General features: G+C 64.0%; 25 protein-coding genes and 1 pseudogene. 16 read left to right on the forward strand and 10 right to left on the reverse strand.

All coding sequences use genetic code 11. The annotated features are described in order from the left end of the window. Positions 1-10 precede the first annotated feature (10 nt). From rplM to erpA, 4 genes are all read left to right on the forward strand, one after another. On the forward strand, positions 11-439 hold the full coding sequence (gene rplM / locus NA29_RS04535; RefSeq protein WP_010805091.1) for a 50S ribosomal protein L13: 429 nt from the start codon (positions 11-13) through the stop codon (positions 437-439). Positions 440-448: 9 nt separating this feature from the next. Beyond that, positions 449-844: a 30S ribosomal protein S9 gene (gene rpsI / locus NA29_RS04540; protein ID WP_039396162.1), complete on the forward strand. Its 396-nt coding sequence runs from the start codon at positions 449-451 to the stop codon at positions 842-844. Between the two features lie 162 nt (positions 845-1006). Further along, positions 1007-2050: an N-acetyl-gamma-glutamyl-phosphate reductase gene (gene argC / locus NA29_RS04545; RefSeq protein ID WP_039396165.1), complete on the forward strand. Its 1044-nt coding sequence runs from the start codon at positions 1007-1009 to the stop codon at positions 2048-2050. Between the two features lie 97 nt (positions 2051-2147). Continuing rightward, positions 2148-2513, forward strand: coding sequence for an iron-sulfur cluster insertion protein ErpA (gene erpA / locus NA29_RS04550; RefSeq protein ID WP_039396169.1), 366 nt, complete (start codon positions 2148-2150; stop codon positions 2511-2513). Between the two features lie 110 nt (positions 2514-2623). Here erpA and NA29_RS04555 read toward each other — a convergent pair whose 3' ends face one another. Further along, positions 2624-3796: an anhydro-N-acetylmuramic acid kinase gene (locus NA29_RS04555; protein WP_072633198.1), complete on the reverse strand. Its 1173-nt coding sequence runs from the start codon at positions 3794-3796 to the stop codon at positions 2624-2626. A 104-nt stretch (positions 3797-3900) separates the two neighbouring features. After that, on the reverse strand, positions 3901-5274 hold the full coding sequence (locus tag NA29_RS04560) for a M23 family metallopeptidase (RefSeq protein WP_039396172.1): 1374 nt from the start codon (positions 5272-5274) through the stop codon (positions 3901-3903). A gap of 202 nt (positions 5275-5476) precedes the next feature. Between NA29_RS04560 and tyrS the strand changes: the two genes are divergently transcribed. The 4 genes from tyrS (at position 5477) to NA29_RS04580 (ending at position 8807) form a co-directional block, all read left to right on the forward strand. Further along, complete coding sequence (tyrS, locus tag NA29_RS04565; RefSeq protein WP_039396175.1) at positions 5477-6721, forward strand: tyrosine--tRNA ligase; 1245 nt, start codon at positions 5477-5479, stop codon at positions 6719-6721. Positions 6722-6752: 31 nt separating this feature from the next. Beyond that, the gene (dtd, locus tag NA29_RS04570; protein WP_039396179.1) at positions 6753-7232 is read left to right on the forward strand and encodes a D-aminoacyl-tRNA deacylase; all 480 of its coding nucleotides are present in this window, start codon (positions 6753-6755) and stop codon (positions 7230-7232) included. Positions 7233-7394: 162 nt separating this feature from the next. Further along, positions 7395-8021, forward strand: a complete 627-nt coding sequence (locus tag NA29_RS04575) for a YbhB/YbcL family Raf kinase inhibitor-like protein (RefSeq protein WP_039396182.1) — start codon at positions 7395-7397, stop codon at positions 8019-8021. A 78-nt stretch (positions 8022-8099) separates the two neighbouring features. After that, positions 8100-8807 carry a histidine phosphatase family protein gene (locus tag NA29_RS04580; RefSeq protein WP_039396185.1) on the forward strand — a complete coding sequence of 236 codons (708 nt, stop codon included), beginning with the start codon at positions 8100-8102 and terminating at the stop codon, positions 8805-8807. Between the two features lie 12 nt (positions 8808-8819). On the opposite strand, the gene NA29_RS04585 is transcribed toward NA29_RS04580, so the two are convergent. From NA29_RS04585 to ruvC, 3 genes are all read right to left on the reverse strand, one after another. Then, positions 8820-9806 carry an oxygenase MpaB family protein gene (locus NA29_RS04585; RefSeq protein ID WP_052252521.1) on the reverse strand — a complete coding sequence of 329 codons (987 nt, stop codon included), beginning with the start codon at positions 9804-9806 and terminating at the stop codon, positions 8820-8822. Between the two features lie 80 nt (positions 9807-9886). Then, positions 9887-10957 (reverse strand): Holliday junction branch migration DNA helicase RuvB, encoded by a 1071-nt coding sequence (gene ruvB, locus NA29_RS04590; RefSeq protein ID WP_039396188.1) that lies wholly within the window; start codon positions 10955-10957, stop codon positions 9887-9889. A 55-nt stretch (positions 10958-11012) separates the two neighbouring features. Further along, positions 11013-11555, reverse strand: coding sequence for a crossover junction endodeoxyribonuclease RuvC (ruvC, locus tag NA29_RS04595; RefSeq protein WP_039396192.1), 543 nt, complete (start codon positions 11553-11555; stop codon positions 11013-11015). A 210-nt stretch (positions 11556-11765) separates the two neighbouring features. Between ruvC and NA29_RS04600 the strand changes: the two genes are divergently transcribed. From NA29_RS04600 to NA29_RS04610, 3 genes and pseudogenes are all read left to right on the forward strand, one after another. Further along, entirely contained in the window at positions 11766-12182 is a 417-nt protein-coding gene (locus NA29_RS04600) for a CopD family protein (protein WP_039402354.1), read from the forward strand. A 101-nt stretch (positions 12183-12283) separates the two neighbouring features. Next, a pseudogene (locus NA29_RS04605) lies at positions 12284-12901 on the forward strand (2-hydroxychromene-2-carboxylate isomerase). A gap of 67 nt (positions 12902-12968) precedes the next feature. Next, positions 12969-13934, forward strand: coding sequence for a 2-hydroxyacid dehydrogenase (locus NA29_RS04610; protein WP_039396195.1), 966 nt, complete (start codon positions 12969-12971; stop codon positions 13932-13934). Positions 13935-14053: 119 nt separating this feature from the next. Here NA29_RS04610 and NA29_RS04615 read toward each other — a convergent pair whose 3' ends face one another. Next, positions 14054-14899: a MurR/RpiR family transcriptional regulator gene (locus tag NA29_RS04615; RefSeq protein WP_039402356.1), complete on the reverse strand. Its 846-nt coding sequence runs from the start codon at positions 14897-14899 to the stop codon at positions 14054-14056. Positions 14900-15216: 317 nt separating this feature from the next. Between NA29_RS04615 and edd the strand changes: the two genes are divergently transcribed. The 5 genes from edd to NA29_RS04640 all read left to right on the forward strand — a co-directional run bounded on the left by edd (position 15217) and on the right by NA29_RS04640 (position 21244). Then, positions 15217-17049: a phosphogluconate dehydratase gene (edd, locus tag NA29_RS04620; RefSeq protein ID WP_039402358.1), complete on the forward strand. Its 1833-nt coding sequence runs from the start codon at positions 15217-15219 to the stop codon at positions 17047-17049. Positions 17050-17083: 34 nt separating this feature from the next. Next, the gene (eda, locus tag NA29_RS04625; protein ID WP_039396198.1) at positions 17084-17710 is read left to right on the forward strand and encodes a bifunctional 4-hydroxy-2-oxoglutarate aldolase/2-dehydro-3-deoxy-phosphogluconate aldolase; all 627 of its coding nucleotides are present in this window, start codon (positions 17084-17086) and stop codon (positions 17708-17710) included. A gap of 158 nt (positions 17711-17868) precedes the next feature. Then, complete coding sequence (locus NA29_RS04630; RefSeq protein ID WP_039396202.1) at positions 17869-19224, forward strand: GntP family permease; 1356 nt, start codon at positions 17869-17871, stop codon at positions 19222-19224. 117 nt (positions 19225-19341) lie between these two features. Then, positions 19342-19875, forward strand: coding sequence for a gluconokinase (locus NA29_RS04635; protein WP_039396206.1), 534 nt, complete (start codon positions 19342-19344; stop codon positions 19873-19875). Between the two features lie 49 nt (positions 19876-19924). Further along, positions 19925-21244: a THUMP domain-containing class I SAM-dependent RNA methyltransferase gene (locus NA29_RS04640; protein WP_039396209.1), complete on the forward strand. Its 1320-nt coding sequence runs from the start codon at positions 19925-19927 to the stop codon at positions 21242-21244. 77 nt (positions 21245-21321) lie between these two features. Here NA29_RS04640 and NA29_RS04645 read toward each other — a convergent pair whose 3' ends face one another. The 4 genes from NA29_RS04645 to NA29_RS04660 form a co-directional block, all read right to left on the reverse strand. Beyond that, positions 21322-22485, reverse strand: coding sequence for a hypothetical protein (locus NA29_RS04645; RefSeq protein ID WP_150777675.1), 1164 nt, complete (start codon positions 22483-22485; stop codon positions 21322-21324). A 119-nt stretch (positions 22486-22604) separates the two neighbouring features. Further along, positions 22605-23375 carry a 5'-methylthioadenosine/adenosylhomocysteine nucleosidase gene (locus tag NA29_RS04650; RefSeq protein ID WP_039396215.1) on the reverse strand — a complete coding sequence of 257 codons (771 nt, stop codon included), beginning with the start codon at positions 23373-23375 and terminating at the stop codon, positions 22605-22607. A gap of 122 nt (positions 23376-23497) precedes the next feature. After that, entirely contained in the window at positions 23498-24940 is a 1443-nt protein-coding gene (locus NA29_RS04655) for an NAD(P)(+) transhydrogenase (Re/Si-specific) subunit beta (protein WP_039396218.1), read from the reverse strand. After that, a complete protein-coding gene (locus tag NA29_RS04660; RefSeq protein WP_039396221.1) occupies positions 24937-25260 on the reverse strand; it encodes an NAD(P) transhydrogenase subunit alpha part 2 in 324 nt (107 codons plus the stop codon). Before NA29_RS04660 ends, NA29_RS04655 begins: the two co-directional genes overlap by 4 nt. Positions 25261-25271 lie beyond the last annotated feature (11 nt).

Here is a 25271-nt window from a genome sequence, read left to right on the forward strand (position 1 = left end):
TGGATCGATCATGAAGACGTTTTCCGCTAAGCCGGCAGAGGTGACGCGCGAATGGTTTGTGATTGACGCGACGGACAAAGTCCTCGGCCGTGTCGCCAGCGAAGTGGCACGCCGTCTGCGCGGCAAACACAAACCTGAATTCACGCCGCACGTTGATACTGGTGACTACATCATCATCGTCAATGCTGCCAAGCTGAAAGTTACGGGCGCAAAGCAAACTGACAAGAAGTACTACCGTCACACCGGTTATCCGGGCGGTATCTACGAAACCACGTTCGGCAAGATGCAAGAGCGCTTCCCGGGCCGTGCGCTCGAGAAGGCCGTGAAGGGCATGCTGCCGAAGGGTCCGCTGGGCTACGCGATGATCAAGAAGCTGAAGGTGTACGCCGACGGCAACCATCCGCACGAAGCGCAGCAACCGAAGTCGCTCGAGATCTAAGGGCCAGCCATGTTCAAAAACGATTGGAATTACGGCACCGGCCGTCGCAAGAGCGCAGTTGCTCGTGTGTTCATCAAGGCTGGCAAGGGCGATATCATCGTCAATGGCAAGCCGATCAAAGAGTACTTTGCTCGTGAAACGTCGCTGATGATCGTTCGTCAGCCGCTCGAGCTGACCAACCACGGCGAAACGTTCGACATCAAAGTCAACGTTTCGGGCGGCGGTGAAACGGGTCAGGCTGGTGCGGTTCGTCACGGTATCACCCGCGCATTGATCGACTACGACGCGACGCTCAAGCCGACGCTGTCGACCGCAGGCTTCGTTACGCGCGATGCCCGTGAAGTCGAACGTAAGAAGGTTGGCTTCCACAAAGCCCGCCGTCGCAAGCAATTCTCGAAGCGTTAATCGCCACGAGTGCTTGTGGGCATCCGCTTCGGTGGATGCAAGGAAAGGCCGCCTCGCGCGGCCTTTTTTCTTTTGGCGATGCGCGGATGCCGGGGACGTTACCGTCCCACAAGTGTCGTCGAAGCTTGATAGAATCGCGGTTCCGATTGAAAGGGGTAGGACATGGTCAAGGTAGGCATCGTAGGCGGCACCGGCTATACCGGTGTGGAGCTGCTCCGTTTGCTGGCGCAGCACCCGGAAGTGAAGTTGACGGCGATTACCTCGCGCAAGGAAGCGGGTACGCCGGTCGCCGATATGTATCCGAACCTGCGAGGCCGTGTCGACCTGGCATTTTGCACGCCTGACGACGCTCGTCTGACGGATTGCGACGTGGTGTTCTTCGCGACGCCGCACGGCGTGGCGATGGCGCAGGCGCGCGAATTGCTGGCCGCAGGGGTGCGAGTGATCGACCTGGCAGCGGACTTCCGTCTGAAAGACACCGCCACGTTCGAAAAGTGGTACGGCATGCCGCATTCGTGCCCGGACATCCTCGAAGAGGCCGTCTACGGCCTGCCCGAGATCAACCGTGACAAGATCAAGAGCGCGCGCGTGATCGGCCTGCCGGGCTGCTATCCGACGTCCGTGCAACTGGGCTACGCACCGCTGTTCGCGGGTGGCCGCAAGCTGGTTGACCCGAAGCATCTGATCGCCGACGCCAAGTCGGGCGCAAGCGGCGCCGGCCGTAAGGGGGAAACGTCGCTCATCCTCGCGGAAACGGCTGACAACTTCAAGGCTTATGGCGTGAAGGGGCACCGTCACCATCCGGAAATCAAACAGGGTCTCGAAGCGATTGCCGGTTACGACGTGGGTCTGACGTTCGTGCCGCATCTGTTGCCGACGATTCGCGGCATCCACTCGACGCTGTACGCGACGATTCTGCCCGAAGCGCGCGACACCGACTTCCAGGCGCTGTTCGAAACGTACTATGCCGGGGAGCCGTTCGTGGATGTGCTGCCGGCCGGTTCGATGCCGGAAACGCGCTGGGTGCGTGCGTCGAACTATGTGCGCATGGCCGTGCACCGTCCGAACGATGGCGACACGCTGGTGATCCTCGTTGTCGAGGACAATCTGGTCAAGGGCGCGTCCGGTCAGGGCGTGCAATGTATGAACCTGATGTTCGGCCTGCCGGAGAACATGGGCCTGACCCATATTCCCGTACTGCCGTAACGGTATTTATCGTCACTAAGCGCTTGATTTTCCGGCGTTCGGCACGATTTGGGGAATAGGGCTAGAATGACACCAAACCGATTTATGGAGATTTGCGATGAGCGCACTGCTTGAGGACGCCGTCACGGAAATGCCCGCATTCCTGGTCTTTACCGACAGCGCTGCGGACAAGGTCAAGCAACTGATCGACGAAGAAGGCAACCCGGACCTGAAACTGCGCGTTTTCGTGCAAGGTGGCGGTTGCTCGGGCTTCCAGTATGGTTTCACCTTCGACGAAGACGTTAACGAAGACGATACCGTGCTCGACAAGAACGGCGTATCGCTGCTGATCGACTCGATGAGCTATCAATACCTCGTCGGCGCCGAGATTGACTACAAGGAAGACATCAACGGCGCGCAGTTCGTGATCAAGAACCCGAACGCATCCACGACGTGTGGCTGCGGTTCCTCGTTCTCGGTCTGAGCGACACGACAGTAGTCGTCCTGCCGTAGTAAGAGAAAGGGCCCGGAAGGGCCCTTTTCTCGTTTACGTCAGGATCAGGTCGCGAACGTTGCAGATATCGTGGATAAGTCTCAGCGCGGGTAGATTGCGCCCAGAATACGCAGGCCCTTCGCGCCTGTCACGGACGGTAGATTGCCTGGCTGACGTGTCACGCAACGCTCGGCCAGCCACGCGAACGCGCGGGCTTCGACCTGATGCGGCGGAACGCCAAGTGCGTCGGTCGTCGCTACCGTGACACCCGGCAGGCGATCGGCAATCGCCTGCATGAGTGCATGGTTGCGCGTGCCACCGCCGCAGGCATAGAACCCCCGGCAGTCCGGTGCGAAGCGCAGCACGTCGTCTGCAACGCATTGTGCGGTCAGTGCGACGAGCGTCGCCTGAACATCGACCGGCGACACCTTCGGGAACGCGGCAAGGTGGGCGTCGAGCCATTTCGCATGGAACAGGTCGCGTCCGGTGCTCTTCGGCGGCGTCTGGCGGAAGTAGGGCTCGCTGAGCAGTGCAGCGAGCAGGGCCGGGTCGACGTGTCCCGTCGCGCCCCAGGCGCCACCGTCGTCGTAGGACTTGCCGAGATGGCGTGCCGCCCAGCCGTCGAGCAACGCATTGCCCGGGCCGCAATCGAAACCGGAGACCGGCAGCGACTGCGCGGCGGCGGGCAGAATCGTCACATTGCTGATACCGCCGAGATTGCATACGACGCGTGTCTCGCCAACATCCGAAAACATCGCCTGATGATAGGCGGGCACGAGCGGTGCGCCCTGGCCACCTGCTGCCACGTCGCGACTGCGAATGTCGGCCACCACATCGATATGGGTCAACTCGGCGAGCAATGCCGGGGCGTTGAGCTGGCGTGTGTAGCCGACGCCGTCGAACTCGCCGGGGCGATGACGGATCGTCTGCCCGTGTGCACCGATGGCCGCAATCGCGGATGCAGGCAAGCCCGCCGCAGCGAGTAACTGCGTCACGCACTCGGCATACACGCGCACCAGCGCATTCGCGGCAAGCGCTTCGCGATGCAGTTCGTTGTCCGAGGGCGCTTGCAGCACCATCAGCGTCTCACGCAGGTCGTTCGGGAACGGCAGATAGGCTTCCGCGACGACTTGCCCGTCGGCAGACGAGACAAGCACGCCGTCGACACCATCCAGACTGGTGCCGGACATCAGGCCAATGTAGCAAGCGGGCTTGGCGGAGGCAGCGAGGGAGGCGGTGGCCGGATCGGCCAGGTGACGAGCGATGTCGTTCATGTGCGGGCGCGCGCGTGCGATGAGCTTAAGAAGGAAGTCCCGCACTGCGCGCGGCGCGTCGATGGATCAGACGTCACCCCGCACAGTGCGGACTCCAGCATACCTCAATCGCGTTCGGCGACTTGCACGGTGCGCATCAGGTCGATGCGCTTGAGCAGGTTCTCGGCGTACATGTCGAACAGCTTCAGGCGGTTGCCCGCGAGCGGGGCGACGGCGGCCACGTCCGTCGAGAACGGATTACGCGGCACACCCTTAAAGCGAAGTTCGTAATGCAGGTGCGGACCGGTCGCCCAGCCCGTCTGACCGACGAAGCCGATGACCTGACCCTGCGTCACACGCGTACCTGCTTTCATACCCTGACCGAAGCCGGAGAGATGGGCGTAGCGCGTCTGATAGTTGCCCGCGTGTTCGATTTCGACCAGATTGCCGTAACCGTTCTGCGTGCCGACGAACTTCACGACACCGTCACCCGCAGCGAACACGCGCGTGCCGACCGGAGCGGCCAGATCCACGCCTTCGTGCTTCTTCCACTTGTGCTGGAACGGATGCTCGCGACCGCCGAAAGCCGACGAAATCCGCGAGAACTCGACCGGCGTGCGCAGGAAAGCTTGCTTCAGGTTGCGACCGTCGAAGCCGTAGTACGCGCCGTCGGGCGAGTTACCCTGCGGATCGGCGTACCAGATGGCCTGGTGCGTCTTGCCCTGATTGATGAACTCGATGGCGAGCACGCGTCCGGTGCGAACGGTGCGGTCCTGCTGCTTGATCACCTCGTACACGAGGCGGAAACGGTCGCCACGGCGTACGTCGCGCTGAAAGTTGATCACGCCGGAGAAGATGTTCACCATCTGCGCGACAACGGCGTCGGGCACGCCCGCGTCGTCCATCGCGGTGAAGAAGTTGCCTGCGATCGCACCGGAGCGCATAGCCCACTCGGTGTCGTTCGCCAACTGCTCCATGCGTGCGCGCAAACGGCCTGCATCGTTGCGCTCGATCACCAGTTGCTGTGCGGCGGTGCTGCCGGTCGACAGGACGGTGGAGAGCGTGACGAGCTTGCCGTCGTCATCGGTTTCGGCCTGAACGACTTGCCCGGCGGGCACGCCGATCAGGCGACGGGCGACGGCATTCTCGCGAATGAACTTCTCGGCGGCGGGGTCCTGAATCGACAGCCGGGAGAGCATGTCGCCGAGGGTTTCGCCGCGCCGCAGCGCCACTTGATGGATAAAGGTCTGGGATTGCGCGTCGAGCTGCTGGATTTGTTTGGCCAGATCGGGGAAGGTGAGCGGCAGAGTCACGCTCGCACCGTTGCGTGCCGAATCCGGCACCATCGGTGCCACGCCGAAAGCGGTCACCATTCCCAACGTCAGGGCCGAACCGACCGTCGCCACGATTTGCACCTTTCTGCGACGGTGCTTCGGCTGCGTGGGATCGATCAGGGTCAGCAGTTCACGCGCAAAAAAATCACGGAGTTTTGGCCACATCACGTAAAATTCTGCGCAACTTACGAAAAAAGCCCGGGCGGAGCGACACGCTTCGAGATTGCCTGCCGGAATGTCCGGGGCAACCCGGCGTCGCTTCGGCCCGAGCCGAGAATTGAGCGGCGATTATAGCAGACCCGCCGCTGCCTCCGCCTTTACTGACTGGATAAGGGGAAACCCCCGACGCAGTCTGGACAATGATGTTATGACAAGTGAACACGCACTCACCTCGGAAAAGAAGTACCCCGTGACCGATGCCGCGCGCGCTGCGCTGGCCGTTGCCAAGCGCGGCTGCGACGAACTCCTCGTGGAAGAAGAGTTCCTGCAGAAGCTCGCGCGCAGCGAAGCCACCGGCAAGCCGCTGCGCATCAAGCTGGGTCTCGATCCGACCGCGCCCGACATTCACATCGGCCACACGGTGGTGCTCAACAAGATGCGTCAGTTGCAGGATCTGGGGCATACCGTCATCTTCCTGATCGGCGATTTCACCTCGCTGATCGGCGACCCGTCGGGCCGCAACAGCACGCGTCCGCCGCTCACGCGCGAACAGATCGAAACGAACGCGAAGACCTATTTCGAGCAGGCCGCACTCGTGCTCGACCGCGAAAAGACCGAAATCCGCTACAACAGCGAATGGTCGATGAAGCTGGGCGCCGATGGCATGATCAAGCTCGCGTCGCGCTACACGATGGCGCGCATGCTTGAGCGCGAAGACTTCACGAAGCGTTTCCAGGGCGGCGTGCCGATCGCCATCCACGAGTTCCTCTACCCGCTGATGCAGGGCTACGACTCGGTGGCGCTGGAGTCCGATCTGGAGCTCGGTGGCACGGACCAGAAGTTCAACCTGCTCGTGGGCCGCGAATTGCAGAAGCAATACGGTCAGGAGCCGCAGTGCATTCTCACGATGCCGTTGCTCGAAGGGCTGGATGGCGTCGAGAAGATGTCGAAGTCCAAGAACAACTACATCGGCATCAGCGAGAAGCCGAGCGACATGTTCGGCAAGTTGATGAGCATCTCCGACACGCTCATGTGGCGCTACTACGAGCTGCTGTCGTTCCGTACGCTCGAAGAGATTGCGCAACTGCGCCGCGAGGTCGAGGAAGGCCGTAACCCGCGCGACATCAAGGTGCTGCTCGCCCAGGAGATCGTGGCGCGCTTCCATTCGCAGGCCGACGCCGAGCGCGCGCTCGAAGAGTTCAACGCACGCGCCAAGGGCGCCGTGCCGGACGACATTCCGGAAGTTTCCCTCGATGGCGCCCCGCTGGGCATTGCGCAGCTTCTCAAGCAGGCCGCGCTCGTGCCGTCGACGTCGGAAGCCAACCGCAACATCGAGCAGGGCGGCGTGCGCATCGATGGCGAAGTGGTGTCCGACAAGGGCGCGAAGATCGATGCCGGGACTTACGTCGTGCAGGTCGGCAAGCGCCGCTTCGCACGCGTGACGCTCGCCTGAGCGTCGGCGTCCCTTTGCAGGGCAAACGACGATGATCGCGCTCATTCAGCGTGTGCTCGAAGCGGCGGTGACGGTCGACGGTCGCACCGTCGGCGCGATCGGTCCGGGGCTGCTCGCATTGGTATGCGCCGAGCGCGGCGACACCGAGGCGAGCGCCGACAAGTTACTCGCGAAGTTGCTCGGCTACCGTGTGTTCTCGGACGAGGCGGGCAAGATGAACCGCAGTGTCTCGAACCTCGACGGCAATCCTGACGGCAACGGGAAGGCGGGCGGCTTGCTGCTCGTCTCGCAGTTCACGCTCGCGGCCGATACGAACAGCGGCACGCGTCCGAGCTTCACGCCGGCGGCCAGCCCGGCGGACGGCAAGCGTCTGTTCGACTACTTCGTGACGCAGGCGCGTGCTCGCCATCCCATCGTGGAAACCGGCGAGTTCGGGGCGCACATGCGTGTCTCGCTCGTGAACGACGGTCCCGTCACGTTCTGGTTGCAGACGCGGCCGGAAGCGGCCTGACGCGCTCCGGCGCAATCTGCCGCCGCCCTTCCTGTTATCCCGAAAATTACTCGGAATTGTCTGGAATCGTCCGGAAGTGCCGGGGTGAGCGCACGCGATTCGCATCGGTGTGATACCGTCGTTGGGTTCCGAATTCACGAATTCACAGCTTGGGAGAATCTCATGAAAGTCTGGAGTGACTCGTTTGCCGACAATGCGGCGATGGATGCACAGTTCGCCTTTGGCAAACCGGACGCGGAGACGCACGTTGCGCTCTCGCAGAACAAGAACCCGCATCTCGCCTGGTCCGATGTCCCCGCCGGTACGCGCTCGTTTGTCGTGATCTGCACCGACAGCGATGTGCCGAGCCAGGGCGACGACGTGAACAAGGAAGGTCGTGAAGTACCGGCCGATCTGCCGCGCGTCGACTTCTTCCACTGGGTGCTTGTGGACGTGCCCGCGTCGATCAACGAAATCCCGGCGGCCAGCCACAGCAATCACGTCACGCCGCGTGGCAAGTTCGGCCCCGATGCGCTTGACGGCATGCGTCACGGGGTGAACGATTACACCGCGTGGTTCGCCGGTGACGACACCATGAAGGGCGACTACTACGGCTACGACGGCCCGTGCCCGCCGTGGAACGACACGATCGTCCACCACTATCACTTCACCGTGTATGCGCTCGACGTCGCCCGCGTGCCGCTCGATGGCCGCTTCGACGGCAACGACGTGCTCGCTGCGATCAAGCCGCATGTCCTGGGCAGCGCCAGCGTGACCGGCACCTACACGCTCAATTCGAAGGCGAAGTAAGCACGGCATTACGCGTGCCTCGCACCTGCTTCATAGCTTGCCCAGCACTCCGCTTAACCTGAATACGCAATTGCATCGATGACCGGCACGACCACGACCCTGACCCTGATTCGCCACGGCGAGACCGACTGGAACCGTGTCAAACGGATTCAGGGGCACACGGACATTCCGCTGTCGGCGCAAGGCGAGCGTCAGGCCGTGTTGTTGGGCGCGCGTATTGCACGCGAAATGACGGCGAGCGGGAGCGTGTTCGATCACGTGCTGACGAGCGATTTGCAGCGCGCGGTGCAGACGGCGGAGCCTGTTGCGCAGGCGTGTGGATTGCCGCTGGTGCGCACGGCGAGTCTTCGGGAGCGCCACTATGGCGCTTTCGAGGCGCGCGTGCCGGACGAAATTAAGGCGGACTTTCCGCAGGACTACGTGCGTTGGCAGAGCCGCGATCCGGACTTCGTGATCCCTGGCGGCGAGTCTACGCGTGGCTTCTATACGCGCATCACCGGTTTCATCGCACAGGTGCTGCGTGATTACGCGGGCCAGCGCGTGGTGCTCGTGGCGCATGGCGGCGTGCTCGATTGCTGCTATCGGCTAGCGACGGGCCTGGCACTGAACGAACCGCGGTCGTACCCATTGCTCAACGCCAGCGTGAACCGTCTGTCGTACGACGGGGCGCATTGGAAGGTGCTGAGCTGGGGCGACGTCACGCATCTCGACGACGCCGTGCGCGACGAAAGCAATGACAAGCCTGCGGATGTCACAGGCGACCGCGTCGATCCGCGTGTGGTGTAACAGGGCGCGCGTCTAGCGTTCCAGCGACGGCTCCGTCACCACCACGGCCGGTGTCGCCAGTGCCCGGCGACGTGCCCGATGGGCCACACTGTTGCGCATCGACCAGCGTGCGACTTGCGCCATGTGGCGCACAGCAGGGCGCACGGTGAGGCGGCGAATCGTTGCCTTTTCGTCGAAGCCGAGCATCGTTTGCGACCAGTCCGGCAGCAGATCGACCCCCGCCCGGAACAACAGTCCACTGAACACGCGCGCGCCAGCAAACGGCGCAGGCAGGTTGCGCAACACGCGCACGACTTCTTCCGTGCGGTCGCTGGCGCAGAGTGCGGGGCGCATCGCTGCGAGATAGTCGTCGATCTGCGCGACGCTCGTCGGCACGTCGCGTGCACCCAAGGCAATGGCAATGCGTGCGACTTCTGCGTAATAGCGGTCCTGATCGTCTCGCGAGAACGCGGGGTTCTTGTAGACGAGATAACTGCGCAGGAAGCTCGACGTCTCGGCGACGTGCACCCATGTCAGCAGATCGGGATCGTAGGCGGCGTACGCCCGACCGTCAGGGGCCGTGCCTTTGACCTGGAGATGGATGCGTCGCACGCGTTCGAGCAGCGCTTCGGCGTCGGCCGTGTTGCCGAAGGTCGTGCCGCCGATGAACGTCGCGGTGCGGCGCAGACGACCCATGACATCCTGCCGGAACGTCGAGTGGTCCCAGACACCGGCCATCGCCAGCGGATGCAGCGATTGCAGCAGCAGCGCGCTTACGCCGCCAATCATCATCGATGTGAAGTCGCCGTGGACGTGCCAGCAGGCGGCGTCCGGACCGAACAGGCCCGGGTCGCCATCCGGCGTGTCGTAATTCAGACGCGGGGCGCCGGGGCCGGATGTCAGGCTCACAAGCCGCATGGCGATGGCGTGCCGCAAACGCCCCGACACACCCACGACCGGTCCGGCGGGCCGCAAGGGCGTTGCCGGGGGCGGGGTGGGCAGATCGTCGTGGGAGGCCATGTTGTGCCTTGGGGGAGCGTGAACGTCGATTGTCCGACAGGGGGATTCGCCGGACCTGCGACCGATCGTCGCTGCCGTCGCTATTTGCCCGTCACGTCCGGCGACCAGAGCGAACCGCTTTCCGGCGCGCTGCCGGGCGCTGCCAGCCCGAAGTGGCGGTACGCGGCGAGTGTGGCGACGCGACCGCGCGGCGTGCGTTGCAGGAAGCCTTGCTGGATCAGGAACGGCTCTATCACGTCTTCGATGGTGTCGCGCTCCTCGCCGATGGCTGCGGCAAGGTTGTCGACGCCGACCGGGCCGCCATCGAACTTGTGGAGCACTGCTTCGAGCAGCTTGCGGTCCATCACGTCGAAGCCGACTGCATCGACGTCGAGCATCGACAGGGCGGCGTCGGCCACGGCGGCGGTGATGCGGCCGTCGGCCTTCACTTCGGCGTAGTCGCGCACACGGCGCAGCAAGCGGTTGGCGATACGCGGCGTGCCGCGCGCGCGGCGTGCGATCTCAAAGGCGCCGTCGTCGGCGATGACCGCGCCAAGCAGGCTCGCCGAGCGGCGCACGATGCCCGCCAGTTCGTCTGCCGTATAGAACTCCAGACGCGCTACGATCCCGAAGCGATCTCGCAGCGGGTTCGTCAGCATACCGGCACGGGTCGTCGCGCCCACCAGCGTGAACGGCTGAAGATCGAGCTTGACGCTACGCGCCGCCGGACCTTCGCCGATCATGATGTCGATCTGATAGTCCTCCAACGCCGGATACAGAATTTCCTCGACGACCGGCGAGAGCCGGTGAATTTCGTCGATGAACAGCACGTCGTTGGCTTCGAGATTGGTCAGCAGCGCGGCGAGATCGCCCGGACGTTCCAGCACCGGCCCCGATGTCTGGCGCAGATGCACGCCCATTTCACGGGCGATGATGTGGGCGAGCGTGGTTTTGCCCAGACCCGGCGGGCCGAAGAGCAGCACGTGGTCGAGCGGTTCCGAGCGCTTGCGGGCCGCCTCGATGAAGATTTCGAGCTGTTCGCGCACCTTGCGCTGGCCGACGTATTCGTCGAGCAGCTTGGGGCGCAGTGCGCGCTCAAAGGCTTCTTCGTTGGGCGAGGCCGGTGTGGGCGCAATGATGCGCTCGGCGGCGAGTTTGTCGGTTTCGATCATGGATGCATTGTAGCGCTTCGGACGCCCGCCTTTAGCCCACCATTTGGACCACCGCTCAGCCCACCAGTCGACCGCGTTTCACGCGCAGGCCCTTGGCGGCGAGCGCGGGCGCGACTTCGGTGAGCGCCGCGTAGGTTTCGCCGCTGTGCGCGTGGCAGATGGCGACGCCCAGTGCGTCGGAGGCGTCCTTGCCCGGCGTGCCGGTGAGGGTCAGCAAACGGGTGACCATCTCCTGCACCTGCTCCTTGCGCGCGCGTCCGTAGCCGACGACCGCCTGCTTCAGTTGCATCGGGGTGTATTCGAAGACTTCGAGCCCGCCGACGGACAATGCCGTGATGGCCGCACCACGTGCCTGACCGAGCAGCAGTGTGGATTGCGGGTTAACGTTGACGAACACTTTTTCGATGGCGGCCTGATCGGGCCGGTAGGTGTCGACCAGTTCGGCCACGCTCTCGAAGATGATGCGCAGCCGGGCGGGCAGGGTGCCGTCGCCGGTACGGATGACGCCGCTCGTCACATATTGCAGACGGTTGCCGTGCTTTTCGAGCACGCCGAAGCCGGTGACGCGCAAGCCGGGGTCGATACCAAGAATTCTCATGCGGGGGCCGATGACCGGCGTGCTGGGCCGATGTGGGGCAAAAAAGCCAATATGGTCCGTATTCTGGCACAGCCGGGCTGCGTCGCGTCGATTTGCCGCAGACCCGGCGGCCGTTGGCGGGCGGCGCTGCGCATCGCGATACGGCGGATTGTTGTACATTGCTTGCTGTTCAAAATATTCGACGGCTCGCTGGCGGGCCGCTTGTCCCCGATGCTCTGGATCAAAGCGCTTCACATCGTTTTCGTCGCCTCGTGGTTTGCCGGTCTGTTTTATCTGCCGCGCATTTTCGTCAACCTCGCGATGGAGAGCGATCCGGCCGCCACGCAACGTCTGCTGCTCATGGCGCGCAAGCTCTACCGCTTCATGACGATTCTCGCAGTCCCGGCGCTCGCTTTCGGACTGATCCTCTGGTTGTACTACGGCATCGGACGCTACGGCGGCTGGTTGCACGCCAAGCTGCTGATCGTGGTGCTGCTGCTCGGCTACCACCATGCGTGCGGCCGTCTGCTGCGCAAGTTCGAAACCGGCCGCAACACGCGCTCGCATCGCTGGTATCGCTACTTCAACGAGGTCCCGGTGCTGGGGCTGCTCGGTGCGGTGATTCTCGCGGTCGTCAAACCGTTCTGACAGCGCGGGCGACCGTCGCCTGAACAACACACATCGAACACGTCATGCATCAATAGCGCCAGTCATAGGCGCCCCTTACCGATAGCAAGAGGAGTTTTGCCGTGAGTCTGACTTGTGAGTATTTTCTCGCGACGCAGTCGCCCTATGTCTACCTGGGGCATGCCCGTTTCGTCGAGCTGGCGCGCCGCTACGGCGTACAGATCCAGCTCAAGCCGATGGATCTCGGGCGTGTGTTCAGCGGTTCGGGCGGTCTGCCGCTCGCCAAGCGCGCGCCGCAGCGTCAGGCGTATCGTCTGGTGGAACTGGCGCGCTGGTCGAAGTATCTTGGCCTGCCACTGAACCTCGAACCGAAGTTCTTCCCCGTCTCGGGCGATCCGGCGGCAAAGCTCGTGATCGCAACGCAGCTCGCGCACGGTACCGACAAGGCGCTGGAACTCGTCGGCACGGTGTCGAATGCGCTGTGGGTCGAAGAGCGCAACATTGCCGACGATGCCACGCTGTAAGACCTCGCCGATAGCCTGTCGCTCGATGGCAAGTCGCTGCTCGCCGCGTCGCAGGGCGCGAGCGTGCAGGCAGCGTATGACGCCAACACCGACGACGCGGCCGCTGCAGGCGTGTATGGTGCGCCGTGGTTCGTTTTCGAAGGCCAGCCGTATTGGGGCCAGGACCGCCTGGACTTCCTTGAACGCGCCTTCGCCGAGGCCAGCGCAAAGCGCTGAGCCTGTCGCAGAATCTCTCGCTCGCTGCCGGGGATGCCGGTGGCGGCAACCCCCAGGAGTGGATCGCATGAGTCGTCCGGAAGTTGTGTTGTACAAGAGCGTGCCGCCTGACGTGCGTGCACGATTGGCCGAGCATTTCTCGCTCACAGAATTCGACGGCGTGAACGACGGCAACCGCGCCGAGTTCGCGGCGGCGATTGGCCGTGCGGACGGTGCCATCGGCGTCGGTGTGAACGCGACGCCCGCGCTGCTCGACGGCGCATCGAAGCTCAAGGCGTGGGCCACGATCTCCGTGGGCTACGACCAGTTCGATGTGCCCGACCTCACGCGTCGTGGCATCAAGTTGATGAACACGCCCGACGTGCTGACGGAAACCACCGCCGATACCGTCTTCGCGCTGGTGTTGTCGAGTGCGCGTCGCGTGGTCGAACTTGCCGAACTGGTGAAGGCGGGCGGCTGGAAGGCGAGCCTCGGCGAGGAGTACTTCGGCACCGACGTGCAGGGCAAGACGTTGGGTATCGTCGGCATGGGACGCATCGGTGGCGCAGTGGCGCGTCGTGCCGCGCTCGGCTTCGGCATGAAGGTGTTGTACAGCAACCGCTCGCGCAACGAAGCGGCGGAGAAGGCCTACGGCGCGGAACATCGCACGTTGCCCGAACTGCTCGCGCAATCTGATTTCGTCGTGACGCTGGTGCCGTTGTCGCCCGCCACGGAGCGTCTGATCGGTGCGAAGGAGTTCGCGCAGATGAAGCGCGGTGCGATCTTCATCAACGCGGCGCGCGGCAAGGTGATCGACGAAGCCGCGCTGGTCGATGCGCTGGCCTCCGGGCATCTGCGTGCTGCCGGTCTCGATGTCTTCGAACGTGAGCCGGTCTCGGTCGATTCGCCGTTGCTGAAGATGAAGAACGTGGTGGCGTTGCCGCATATCGGCTCGGCCACGCATGAGACGCGGCACGCGATGGCGTCGTGCGCCGCAGACAATCTGATCGCCGCGCTGACGGGCAAGCCGCTGCAAAACGTAGTGAATCCGTAAGCAGGGCCTTCACGCGCAAAACGTTGCGTTGAGAAACGAGAAGGGGCGAAGCGCTGTCGTGGCGCTTCGCCCCTTTCTTGTTGACGGTGTACGGTGCGTCTGATTTGCACCGCATCCGGCTACTTGCCGTCGTTCGCCGTGCGTCGCCGGTTGATGACTTCCTTGGCCCGCGCCAGTTGCGATGGCAGCCGATCCCCGAGACGCAACGCCATGCCGACCGCGAGCACGTCGCCGATAGCGAGATGGGCGATGCGTGAGGTCAGCGGCGAATACACGTCGGTGTCTTCGTCGACGTCGGCGAACAGCGCCACACTGGCCTGCCGCGCCAGCGGTGAATTGCTGTGCGTGATGGCGATCACACTCGCGCCTGCCGTGCGCGCCAGTTGCGTGGCTTCGAGCAGATCCTGCGTGCGCCCCGTATTCGAGATCGCCACGACGACGTCCCCTTCCTTGAGGAGTGCCGCCGACATGCCATATACGTGCGGATCGCTGTAAGCGACTGCGGGCACACCGAGGCGGAAGAACTTGTGCTGCATGTCCTGCGCCGCGATGCCCGACGCGCCTGCGCCGTAGAACTCGATGCGTCGTGCCGAGGCGAGCAGTTCGATCGCCTGGCCGATGCTGTCGGGCGAGAGATTGTTGCGTACCTGCATAAGGCTGCCGATGGTGCGGTCGAGTACCTTGCTGGCGATGCCCGGCACGGGCTCGTCCGGACGCACGTCGCGGTGCACGAACGGCACGCCCTGCGCGATGCCTTGCGCCAGACGGATCTTGAATTCGCGGTAGCCGCTGCATCCCACCGCCTGACAGAAGCGGGCAATCGTCGGCTGGCTGACGTTGGCGCGCTCGGCGAGTTCGTTCATCGACAGATCGACGACTTCGCGCGGGGCGTCCAGCACGTAGGTCGCGAGCTTGCGCTCGGACGGGCGCAATTGGGTCAGCGTGGCTTCGATTCGGTTAAGCATGGCGGGCAGCGACAAAAGCAGACGTGCGGCAGGGGACGGCGCTCACTATAGCACCCGCACACCGCATGGCACCGCGCCGGGCGTGGGGGCGAAGATGCCGGAATCATGCGCAAAATGTACAAAAACTACAAAAATACGACATTTCACATTATGGTGTGAAGTTTCTCAATCCGGCAAAATCTAGCGTAAGTATCGGATATAACTGGGTAAAACCCTGACTGCCGACGGCTTTGGATTGATGGGATGTAGAATTTCTACTAAACTCCGCTCCCAATCGCACCTCCCGAGGTGCCTCGCAAGTTCAGTCCCACGACATGATGTCCGAGCAAAAGAAGCCTCTGCACCCGACCGTAATGGCCGTCACTGCGCGCATTGCCGCGCGTAGCCGCGACACGCGCGCAGCGTATCTGGCCCGCATCGACGCGAGCGCTGGCCGCTTTCCGCAGCGTGGCGCGCTCTCTTGCGCGAATCTGGCGCACGGATTCGCGGCCATGCCGGCCAACGACAAGCTGATCCTGCGCGAGCAGCGTCGCCCGAACGTGGGCATCGTCACGGCCTACAACGACATGCTCTCGGCGCATCAGCCGTACGAGCAGTACCCGGCGCGTCTGCGTGAAGCGGCCCGGAAGCTGGGTGCGACGGCGCAGGTCGCAGGCGGCGTGCCCGCCATGTGCGACGGCGTGACGCAAGGCAATGCGGGCATGGAGCTGTCGCTGTTTTCGCGCGAAATCATCGCGATGAGCACGGCCATCGCGCTGTCGCACAACATGTTCGACGCCGCGCTGATGCTCGGCGTGTGCGACAAGATCGTGCCGGGTCTCGTGATCGGGGCCTTGCAGTTCGGGCATCTGCCGACGATCTTCGTGCCCGCTGGCCCGATGGCGAGCGGCCTGTCGAACGACGAGAAGGCGAAGATCCGCCAGTTGTACGCCACCGGCAAAGTGGGCCGCGACGCGCTGCTCGAAGCCGAATCGCAGGCGTATCACGGTGCAGGCACGTGCACGTTCTACGGCACGGCCAACAGCAACCAGTTGCTCATGGAAATCATGGGCCTGCATCTGCCGGGCGCAGCGTTCGTGCACCCGCACACGCCCTTGCGCGATGCGCTCACCGACGCGGCGCTCGCGCGCGTACTGGCCATCGGCGCAGACACCCCCGAATACACCCCCGTTGGCCATGTGGTCGACGAGCGTGCCGTCGTCAACGGCATCGTCGGCTTGCTGGCCACGGGCGGCTCGACCAATCACACGCTGCACCTCGTGGCGATGGCGCGTGCGGCGGGCGTCATCATCGACTGGGACGATTTCGACGCGCTGTCGGCCATCGTGCCACTCATGGCGCGCGTCTATCCGAACGGCAAAGCCGACGTGAACCATTTCCACGCCGCGGGCGGCATGGGCTTCCTGATCGGCGAACTGCTCGACGCAGGTCTGCTGCACGATGACGTGAAGACCGTCGCCGGTCCGGGCCTCTCACGCTACCGCGCCGAGCCGTGGTTGTCACCCGAAGGGGTGGCGTGGCGCGCAGGGAGCGCCTACAGTGGTGATCGTGACGTCCTGCGCGGCCATGCCGAGCCGTTCGCCCCCGATGGCGGATTGCGGCTCATGCACGGCAATCTGGGGCGTGGCGTCATCAAGGTGTCGGCGGTCAAGCCGGAACATCGGCGCGTGGCCGCAACGGCACGCGTATTTACTTCGCAGGAAGCGGTCCAGGCCGCGTTCGACGCAGGCGAGCTGCGCCGCGACGTGGTCGTGGTGTTGCGTGGCCAGGGGCCGCGCGCCAATGGCATGCCCGAGTTGCATCGCCTCACGCCGCTGCTCGGTGTCTTGCAGGACGAGGGGTTTGCCGTGGCGCTGGTGACTGACGGTCGGATGTCCGGTGCGTCGGGCAAGGTGCCTGCGGTGATTCACGTGTCGCCCGAAGCGGCCGGTGGTGGTCCGCTGGCACGCGTGTGCGACGGCGATCTGATCGTGCTCGACGCCAACACCGGCATGCTGCACGCCGAAGTGTCGCCGCAAGTGTGGGCCGAGCGCGAGAACGCGCCGGTCGACACGTCGGGTGACGACACCGGACGCCTGCTCTTCGGACACATGCGTGCGTCCGTCGGCGCGGCGGAAACGGGCGCTTCCGTGTTCTTCGGTACCGAGTGACGAGCACTACGTCACTGCATTCAAGGAAAACGTAATGAACATCAATGACATCGTTCGTGCTGGCCCAGTGGTTCCGGTGCTCCAGTTCGATAACGTCGAGCAGGGCGAGCAGGTTTCGCGGGCATTGCTCGCAGGCGGCGTGCGCGTGCTCGAAATCACACTGCGGACGCCGGCGGCGATGGACGTCATCCGCCATGTGGCCGGACTGTCGGACGAACTGATCGTTGGCGTGGGCACGCTCACGCGTCCCGAAGAGATGGCGCAGGCCGTGGCCGCCGGTGCGCGCTTCGGCGTGTCGCCCGGTTACACGCCGGCGCTGGGCGCGGCCGCCAAGGCGGCCGGTCTGCCGCTGCTGCCGGGTGTCGTGACGCCCTCGGACATTCTGACGGCGCTCGCCGACGGTTACGAGACGGTGAAGTTCTTCCCGGCTGAACCCTCGGGCGGTGTGCCGATGCTCAAGGCGCTGTACGGCCCGTTCCGCGACGTGCGTTTCTGCCCGACGGGCGGTATCAGCGCGGAGTCGGCACCGTCGTATCTGGCGCAGCCGAACGTGGTGTGTGTGGGTGGCTCGTGGCTCACGCCCAAGGCGCTCGTCGACGCGAAGGACTGGGACGGCATCACGCGTCTGGCTCGCGCTGCGAGCGCGCTGCCGCGCGCCTGACGCGGCGCCAGTGCCGCAAAGCGCAACGTCGAATCTCGCAACTGTAGTCACTCGCATCGACGGCGGAACATCGCCGGTTTTACCGAATAACAGGATTTCAATAAACGGGCGCGAGCCCAACGGGCATCCGCCCATCTAGCCAAACGAGGAGACCCCCCATGGTCGCGGTGCAAGGCAACTTGCTGCTGGTATACGCGCTTATCGCGGTAATCGCGCTGATTCTGCTGATCGCGCGTTTCAAACTGAATCCGTTCATCACGCTGATCGTCGTCTCGCTCGTGCTCGGGCTGGCGGTGGGCATGCCGATGGGTGGCATCGTCAAGGCATTCGAGACGGGCGTGGGCAACACGCTGGGGCACATTGCGCTCGTGGTGGGGCTTGGCACGATGCTAGGCAAAATGATGGCCGAGTCGGGCGGCGCGGAGCGTATTGCGCGCACACTCATCGGCTTCTTCGGCGAGAAGAACGTGCATTGGGCGATGGTCGTGATCGCGTTTATCGTCGGTCTGCCGGTGTTCTTCGAAGTCGGTTTCGTGCTGCTGATTCCGATTGCGTTCAACGTCGCCAAGCGCACTGGCACGTCGATGGTGCTCGTGGGCATCCCGATGGTCGCGGGTCTGTCGGTCGTGCACGGCCTGATCCCGCCGCATCCGGCGGCGCTGCTGGCTGTGACCGCCTACAACGCGGACATCGGCCACACGATCATGTACGCGCTGATCGTCGGTATTCCGACGGCTGCGATTGCCGGTCCGCTCTTCGCCAAGCTGATGGCGCGTCACGTGGTGCCCAATCCGGATAACCCGCTGCTCGCCCAGTTCGTCGAAGCCGACCGTCCGATGGACAAGCTGCCGGGCTTCGGCATCACGCTGTTCACGATTCTGTTGCCGGTGATTCTGATGCTCGTCGGCAGCTGGGCCGACCTGTTCTTCGCACCGAAGACCTTTGCGAACGACTTCCTGCGCCTGATCGGCAATTCGGTGATGGCGCTGCTCATCGCCACGCTTGTGAGCTTCTTCACGTTCGGCAAGCAACGCGGCTTCAATCGCGATCAGATTCTGAAGTTCACCAACGAGTGTCTGGCCCCGATTGCCACGATCACGCTGGTGGTGGGTGCCGGTGGCGGTTTCGGGCGTATCCTGATGGACAGCGGCGTGTCGAAGGCGATTGTCGACGTCGCGAACAACGCCCATCTCTCGCCGCTGCTGCTCGGCTGGCTGGTGGCGGTGCTGATCCGTATTGCGACGGGCTCGGCCACGGTGGCCATGACGACCGCCTGCGGTATCGTCGCTCCGATCGCGATGGCTGCCGGCTCGACGGTCAAGCCGGAACTGATGGTGCTGGCCACGGGCGCAGGCTCGTTGATCCTGTCGCATGTGAACGACGGCGGTTTCTGGCTGGTCAAGGAGTACTTCAACATGACCGTGCCGCAGACCTTCAAGACGTGGACGGTGTGCGAGACGATCATTTCGGTCGTCGCGCTGCTGCTCACGCTGGGTCTGGCTGCGGTGGTGTAATCGGCAATATCGCTGTAACGGGTAAGCGCGCCGCTCAGGCAGTGAACACGCGCAGAGCGGCGCGAGCAATACGAGTAACACGCTGGCACAGGTCGGCACGGAACAAGGAGACGAGCCATGATCGTCGTGGTAATGGGCGTATCGGGCAGCGGCAAGAGCACGGTCGGGCAGATGCTTGCCGACCGGCTGGGCTGCGGGTTTTCCGACGCAGATTCGTTTCATAGCGCCGCGAACATCGAGAAGATGCGTCGCGGCGAAGCGCTTAACGACGCCGACCGTGCGCCGTGGCTTGCGGCGATTCGCGAGGCCATCGTCGCACGCCGGGTGGCGGGACGTCATCATGTGTTCGCGTGTTCGGCGCTGCGCGCACGGTATCGCGACGTGCTCGGCGAGCACGACGGCGACGTCGTGTTCGTCTACCTGAAGGGCGCGCCCGAGGTGATCGGGGAGCGTCTGGCCTCGCGCTCGGGGCATTTCTTCGATCCGGCGTTGCTGCAAAGCCAGTTCAATACGCTGGAAGAACCGCGCGATGCGCTGATCGTCGACATCTGCGATTCCCCCGACGCCATCGTCGAAACCTTGCTTCACAAGCTTGCCGCCTGCCCCGGCGGCGTGCCGCTGACGTCCGCCGGTTCGGCGCGCGTACAATAGCGGTTTATTCCCTCCGCCGGCGCTTCGCGCGCCGGTCGTACGCACCAACATGGCTTCCTTCGAATTCTTCGCGCCCTGTCCCCGTGGACTGGAAGAGGCGCTTGCCGCCGAACTGGCAGAACTGGGGCGTCTCGCCCCGATTTCGGTGGGCAAACAGGTGCCCGGTGGTGTGCACTTCGCCGGTCCGTGGGCCGCAGGCATGGCAGCCAACCTGCATTCGCGCATCGCGAGCCGCGTGCTGCTGCGCGTCGCGCAGCAGGGCTACCGCACCGAACAGGACATCTACGAATTCGCCCTGCGTCAGCGCTGGGAAGACTGGTTCGGCTATCAGCAGACCCTGCGCGTGGACGTCACCGGTATCAAGGCGCCGGTGCGCAGCCTCGAATTCGTCACGTTGCGTGTGAAGGACGCTGTGTGCGACCGTCTGCGCGAGAAGTCCGGTGCGCGTCCGAACATCGACACGATGCAGCCCGACGTGCGCGTGTTCGCCTTCCTGACGGCGACCGATGTCACGCTCTATCTCGATACCTCCGGCGAGCCGCTGTTCAAGCGCGGCTGGCGTCTGGACAAGGGCGCAGCGCCACTGCGCGAAAACCTCGCGGCGGGCATTCTGCGACTGGCCGGCTGGCGTACCGATACGGCTGCCGACATGGTGCTGTACGACCCGATGTGCGGCAGCGGTACGTTCCTCGCGGAAGCCGCGCAGATCGCGCTGGGTGTCCCGGCGGGCGCAGGACGCCGCTTCGGCTTCGAGAAGCTCAAGGGCTACGACATCACCGCCTGGCAGGCGCTCAAGGTGCAGGCGGACGAAGCGCAGCGCGACGCCCGCGTGCGTGGCGTGCCCGACAGTATCTTCGGTAGCGACATTTCCGGCGACATGCTGGTCAAGTCGCGCGCCAATCTGGAACGCGCCGGTGTGGGTGACATCGGTCTGAAGCAGGTGGATGCACGCGATATGTCGCCGCCGGTGGATCGTCCGGGGATCATCGTCGCCAATCCGCCGTACGGCGAACGTATCGAAGTGCGCGGCCGCCGTGCCCCGCGCGACGCCGACGACGGTTATTCGCCGGACGTGCAAGGCAATCGCGGTGGTTTCCAGCGTAATCAGCCGGACGGCGTCGATGCCGAGTTCTTCCGTGCCTTCGGCGACGTGCTCAAGCAACGCTTCACCGGCTGGAGCGCGTTTCTGCTCACGGCCGACATGAGCCTGCCGGGGCAGATGCGCCTGCGCGAATCGCGTCGTACGCCGTTGTACAACGGTGCGCTGGAATGCCGCCTGTTCCGATTCGATCTGATCGCTGGTTCTGTGCGCAAGCGCGGCGGCGAGGGTGAGGGCAAGACGGAAAGCGGGCGCGGCACGGCGGAGTAAGTGGCAGCGCCTTGGCGTTCTGCATCATGAAAAAGACCGGCCAGTGGCCGGTCTTTTGCTTTGTGCGAACGACGGCGTCAGTCCGGGTTGCCGTTGCGGCCGTCGTCCGCCTCGGCGCGACGGGCCGCAGGCGGCGCGGAGCGGGGGCGCTCGCCCGACGGTTGCAACGGAGGCGCCGGTGGTGGTGGCAAGGCGGCGCGCTGTGCGGCACGTCGCTGTGCGGCGACGGTCGTGAGCATTGCGCGACGTTCGCGAAGATCGCTCGGCGCGATACGTTGGCGCCGGGGATCGCATGCTACGTTTTCCGGATCGGACAGGTCACTCTCGTAATCGGGGCCGGTGCGTGGCGAATAGTCCCGCACATCCAGCACACCGACGACGGTGACGTCCCTGAGCCACCGCTCGGTGTCGCAAGTGATGGCGTTATGGCTCAGGATGTCGTCGACGATCCCGAGTTCGCGCGGGTCCGGATGAATCTGCCAGATGTCGTGCGTCGCCTCCCAGTGCGGCCAGATTTGCCCGCCCGCGCCGTAATGGCAGTACGCGATCGCCTGATAGGCTTTGCGGCAGACGTCGCGGGTCGCGTAGCACGGGGGACGATCCAGTGTCGCGATGTCGATCATCCGCGAGAGGGCGCTCGTCGGGTCGGCTCCGGCGCTGTAGAAATACACCCACTTGTTGGTCGTGTCGAACGACCAGGGCACGGCGATGTCGTGTCCGAAGGTTTGCAGAATGCGCAGCGTCAGGATGTCGTCTGCAACATGCGTTCCCGGTGCGCGCGAGATCACGGACTGTGCCCATGTTTCGAGGGTCGGGGTGTGGGCGATGCGCTCGAAGAGCGTCCAGCCGGTGGGGCGCACAAGCAACCGCCGCAGCAGATCGATGGCGATGTCCGTTGGCAGCCCGGTGTCTCTGAGCGCGTCCAGCGTGACCTCGTGATCTTCCAGGACAGCCAGCCGACGAAGCGCGATGACTTGCTCCGCTGTGCGTGCCGGTTCTCCGACGACCGTTTTGCCGATGCACGCCTCAATCTCGCGTCCGAACGTGCTGTCGGGGTGTTCGGCGGCGCGCATCACGGCGGCCTTCGTCGGATTGCATTTCGGGTTGAGTGACCGGGTGTTGACGACATCCGCCCAACTGAGCGCCCGATAGAGCGCTTCGAGGACGGAGGGGCTTGGATGCTCAGCCTGCGTTGAGGACGCAGATGGGGTGGCTGGCGCGCGATGACCGTCTACGTTCATCGGATGTCTCCTCCGGACAATGGACAAGGCGACATTGTCTGGAGGGAAGCCGGTACGCGATATCGAGATCGCCCGCTGGAATGTCCAAACGGGGACGGGGCAGTGACGGTTCGGTGCGCTTAGTTGGACGGTGCCGAACGCGCGCACAGGAAGCGACGAAGGATGCCGTGAGAATAGTGACTCGCGACCTCGCGCAGAAAGCGCGGGAAGTCGACGTGCGCCGTGTCGTCGGCCGCATCGGACAGCGTGCGCATGACGGCGAACGGAATGCCGTACTCATGGCAGACCTGCGCGACCGCTGCCCCTTCCATTTCGACGGCGAGGGCTTGCGGCAGCGTGCCGCGCAACAGGGTGACTTCGTGGGCGCTGGAAACGAAGCGGTCGCCGCTGGCGATTTGTCCGACGTGCACGCGCGGCGCGGACATCCGCAATTCGGTACGCAGCGCAGCGCTCACCTGCGCGGCCATCTCGTCGGCAAGCCACTCGCGTGCGGCCTGAGCGAGGGCATCGCGCAGTGAGGCTTCGGCATCGAACGCAGCGCGCCCGAGCAGCGGGATTTCGAAGCGGGGGAAGAGGGGACTGGCGTCCATGTCGTGCTGCGTTAGCGTGTCGGCGATGACGACGTCGCCCACCGACAAGCCGTGCGCGAGTCCGCCCGCCACGCCGGTGAAGACGATTTCCCGAACGTCGAAGCGATGGATCAGCGCAGCCGTCGTGGCGGCCGCCGCCACTTTGCCGATGCGGGCGAGCACGATGACGCAGTCATGGCCGTGCAGTTTGCCCACGTGATAGTCGCGCATGCCGATGTGTTCGACGTGTGCCCCGGGGGCCATCTCCGCGAGCAGATCGGCGATTTCTTCGTGAAGGGCAGCGACGATGCCTAGCGTCATGATGCGAGACTCTTTCGCGCGCGGTGGCGCGCTAATGCGTGGTTCGAGCGCGCATTGTAGCGCGGGGCTGCACCCGATGTTGGCGTGCAGCCCCGTGCAAAGATCCAGCGAAAGGGTCCGGCTTACTCGACCGCTTTCACCATCTCTTCGATCACCTTCTTGGCGTCGCCGAAGACCATCATGGTCTTGTCGAGATAGAAGAGTTCGTTATCGAGTCCGGCGTAACCGGCGGCCATCGAACGCTTGTTGACGATGATCGTCTTGGCTTTGTAAGCCTCGATGATCGGCATGCCTGCGATCGGCGAACCCGGATCGTTCTTCGCGGCGGGGTTCACCACGTCGTTCGCACCGAGCACCAGCACCACGTCCGTCTGACCGAATTCGCCGTTGATTTCGTCCATCTCCAGCACCTGATCGTACGGGACTTCGGCTTCGGCCAGCAGCACGTTCATGTGACCCGGCATACGGCCTGCGACCGGGTGAATCGCGTAGCGCACGTTCACGCCCTTTTCCGAGAGCTTGTCGGTCAGTTCCTTGAGCGCGTGCTGCGCGCGGGCGACTGCCAGACCGTAACCCGGCACGATCACCAGCGATTCGGCGTTGCTCATGAGGAACGCGGCGTCGTCGGGCGACCCCGATTTCACCGGACGCTGCTGCTGTTCGCCCCCCGCTGCGGCCGTTCCCGGCGTCGCACCGAAGCCGCCGAGAATCACGTTGAAGAACGAGCGGTTCATCGCCTTGCACATGATGTACGACAGAATCGCGCCGGACGAACCGACCAGCGAGCCCGCGATAATCAGCATCGGGTTGTTCAGCGAGAAGCCGATGCCTGCGGCCGCCCAGCCCGAGTACGAGTTCAGCATCGAGACCACGACCGGCATATCCGCACCGCCAATCGGGATGATGATGAGCACGCCGAGTACGAACGCGATGGCCGTCATCAGAATGAACGGCAGCCAGCTTTGCGACAGGAAGAAGATGACGCCGAAGCCGAGCATCGCGATGGCGAGCAGCAGATTGATCGTATGCTGTCCGGTGAACTGCACCGGCGCGCCCTGGAACAGACGGAACTTGTACTTGCCCGAGAGCTTGCCGAACGCAATAACCGACCCCGAGAAGGTGATCGCCCCGACGAACGTACCGATGAACAGTTCGATCCGGTTGCCCGGCGGCAGGAAGGTTTCGCCCGCAGGCACGATACCGAATGCCGCAGGCTCAGCGACGGCCGCAACAGCGATGCACACCGCGGCCAGACCGATCAGCGAGTGCATGGCGGCCACGAGTTCCGGCATCTTCGTCATCTCGACCTTACGGGCGACGAAGGCACCGATGCCGCCGCCGACCACCAGACCCGCGAGGATCAGCGCGAGACCCGAGTAGTTGCCCCCCATCAGACGACGCAACTCGTAAATCAGCGCAATCGTGGTAACGGCCGCAATCGCCATGCCGATCATGCCGAACGCGTTGCCGCGTCGCGCCATCTTCGGATTCGACAGGCCCTTGAGTGCCTGAATGAAACAGATCGACGCGACCAGATACAGCAGCGTGACGAGATTCATGCTCATTGCTTGTCCCCCTCGATGGCCTTTGCGGGCTTATCTTTCTTCTTGAACATCTCCAGCATTCGCTGGGTGACGAGGAAGCCCCCGAACACATTCACCGCTGCGAGCGCCACCGCCACAACACCCATCGTCTTGCCGAGGTTGCCTTCGGTGAGGCCTGCGGCCAGCATGGCCCCCACGATCACGATGGCCGAGATCGCGTTCGTCACCGCCATGAGCGGCGTATGCAGCGCAGGTGTGACGTTCCATACCACGTGATAGCCGACGTACACCGCCAGCACGAAGATGATCAGATTGATCACCGTGTGATTGATCATTTCCATAACGTTCCCCT

It is taken from the genome of Pandoraea sputorum, from assembly GCF_000814845.2.
Lineage (GTDB): Bacteria > Pseudomonadota > Gammaproteobacteria > Burkholderiales > Burkholderiaceae > Pandoraea > Pandoraea sputorum.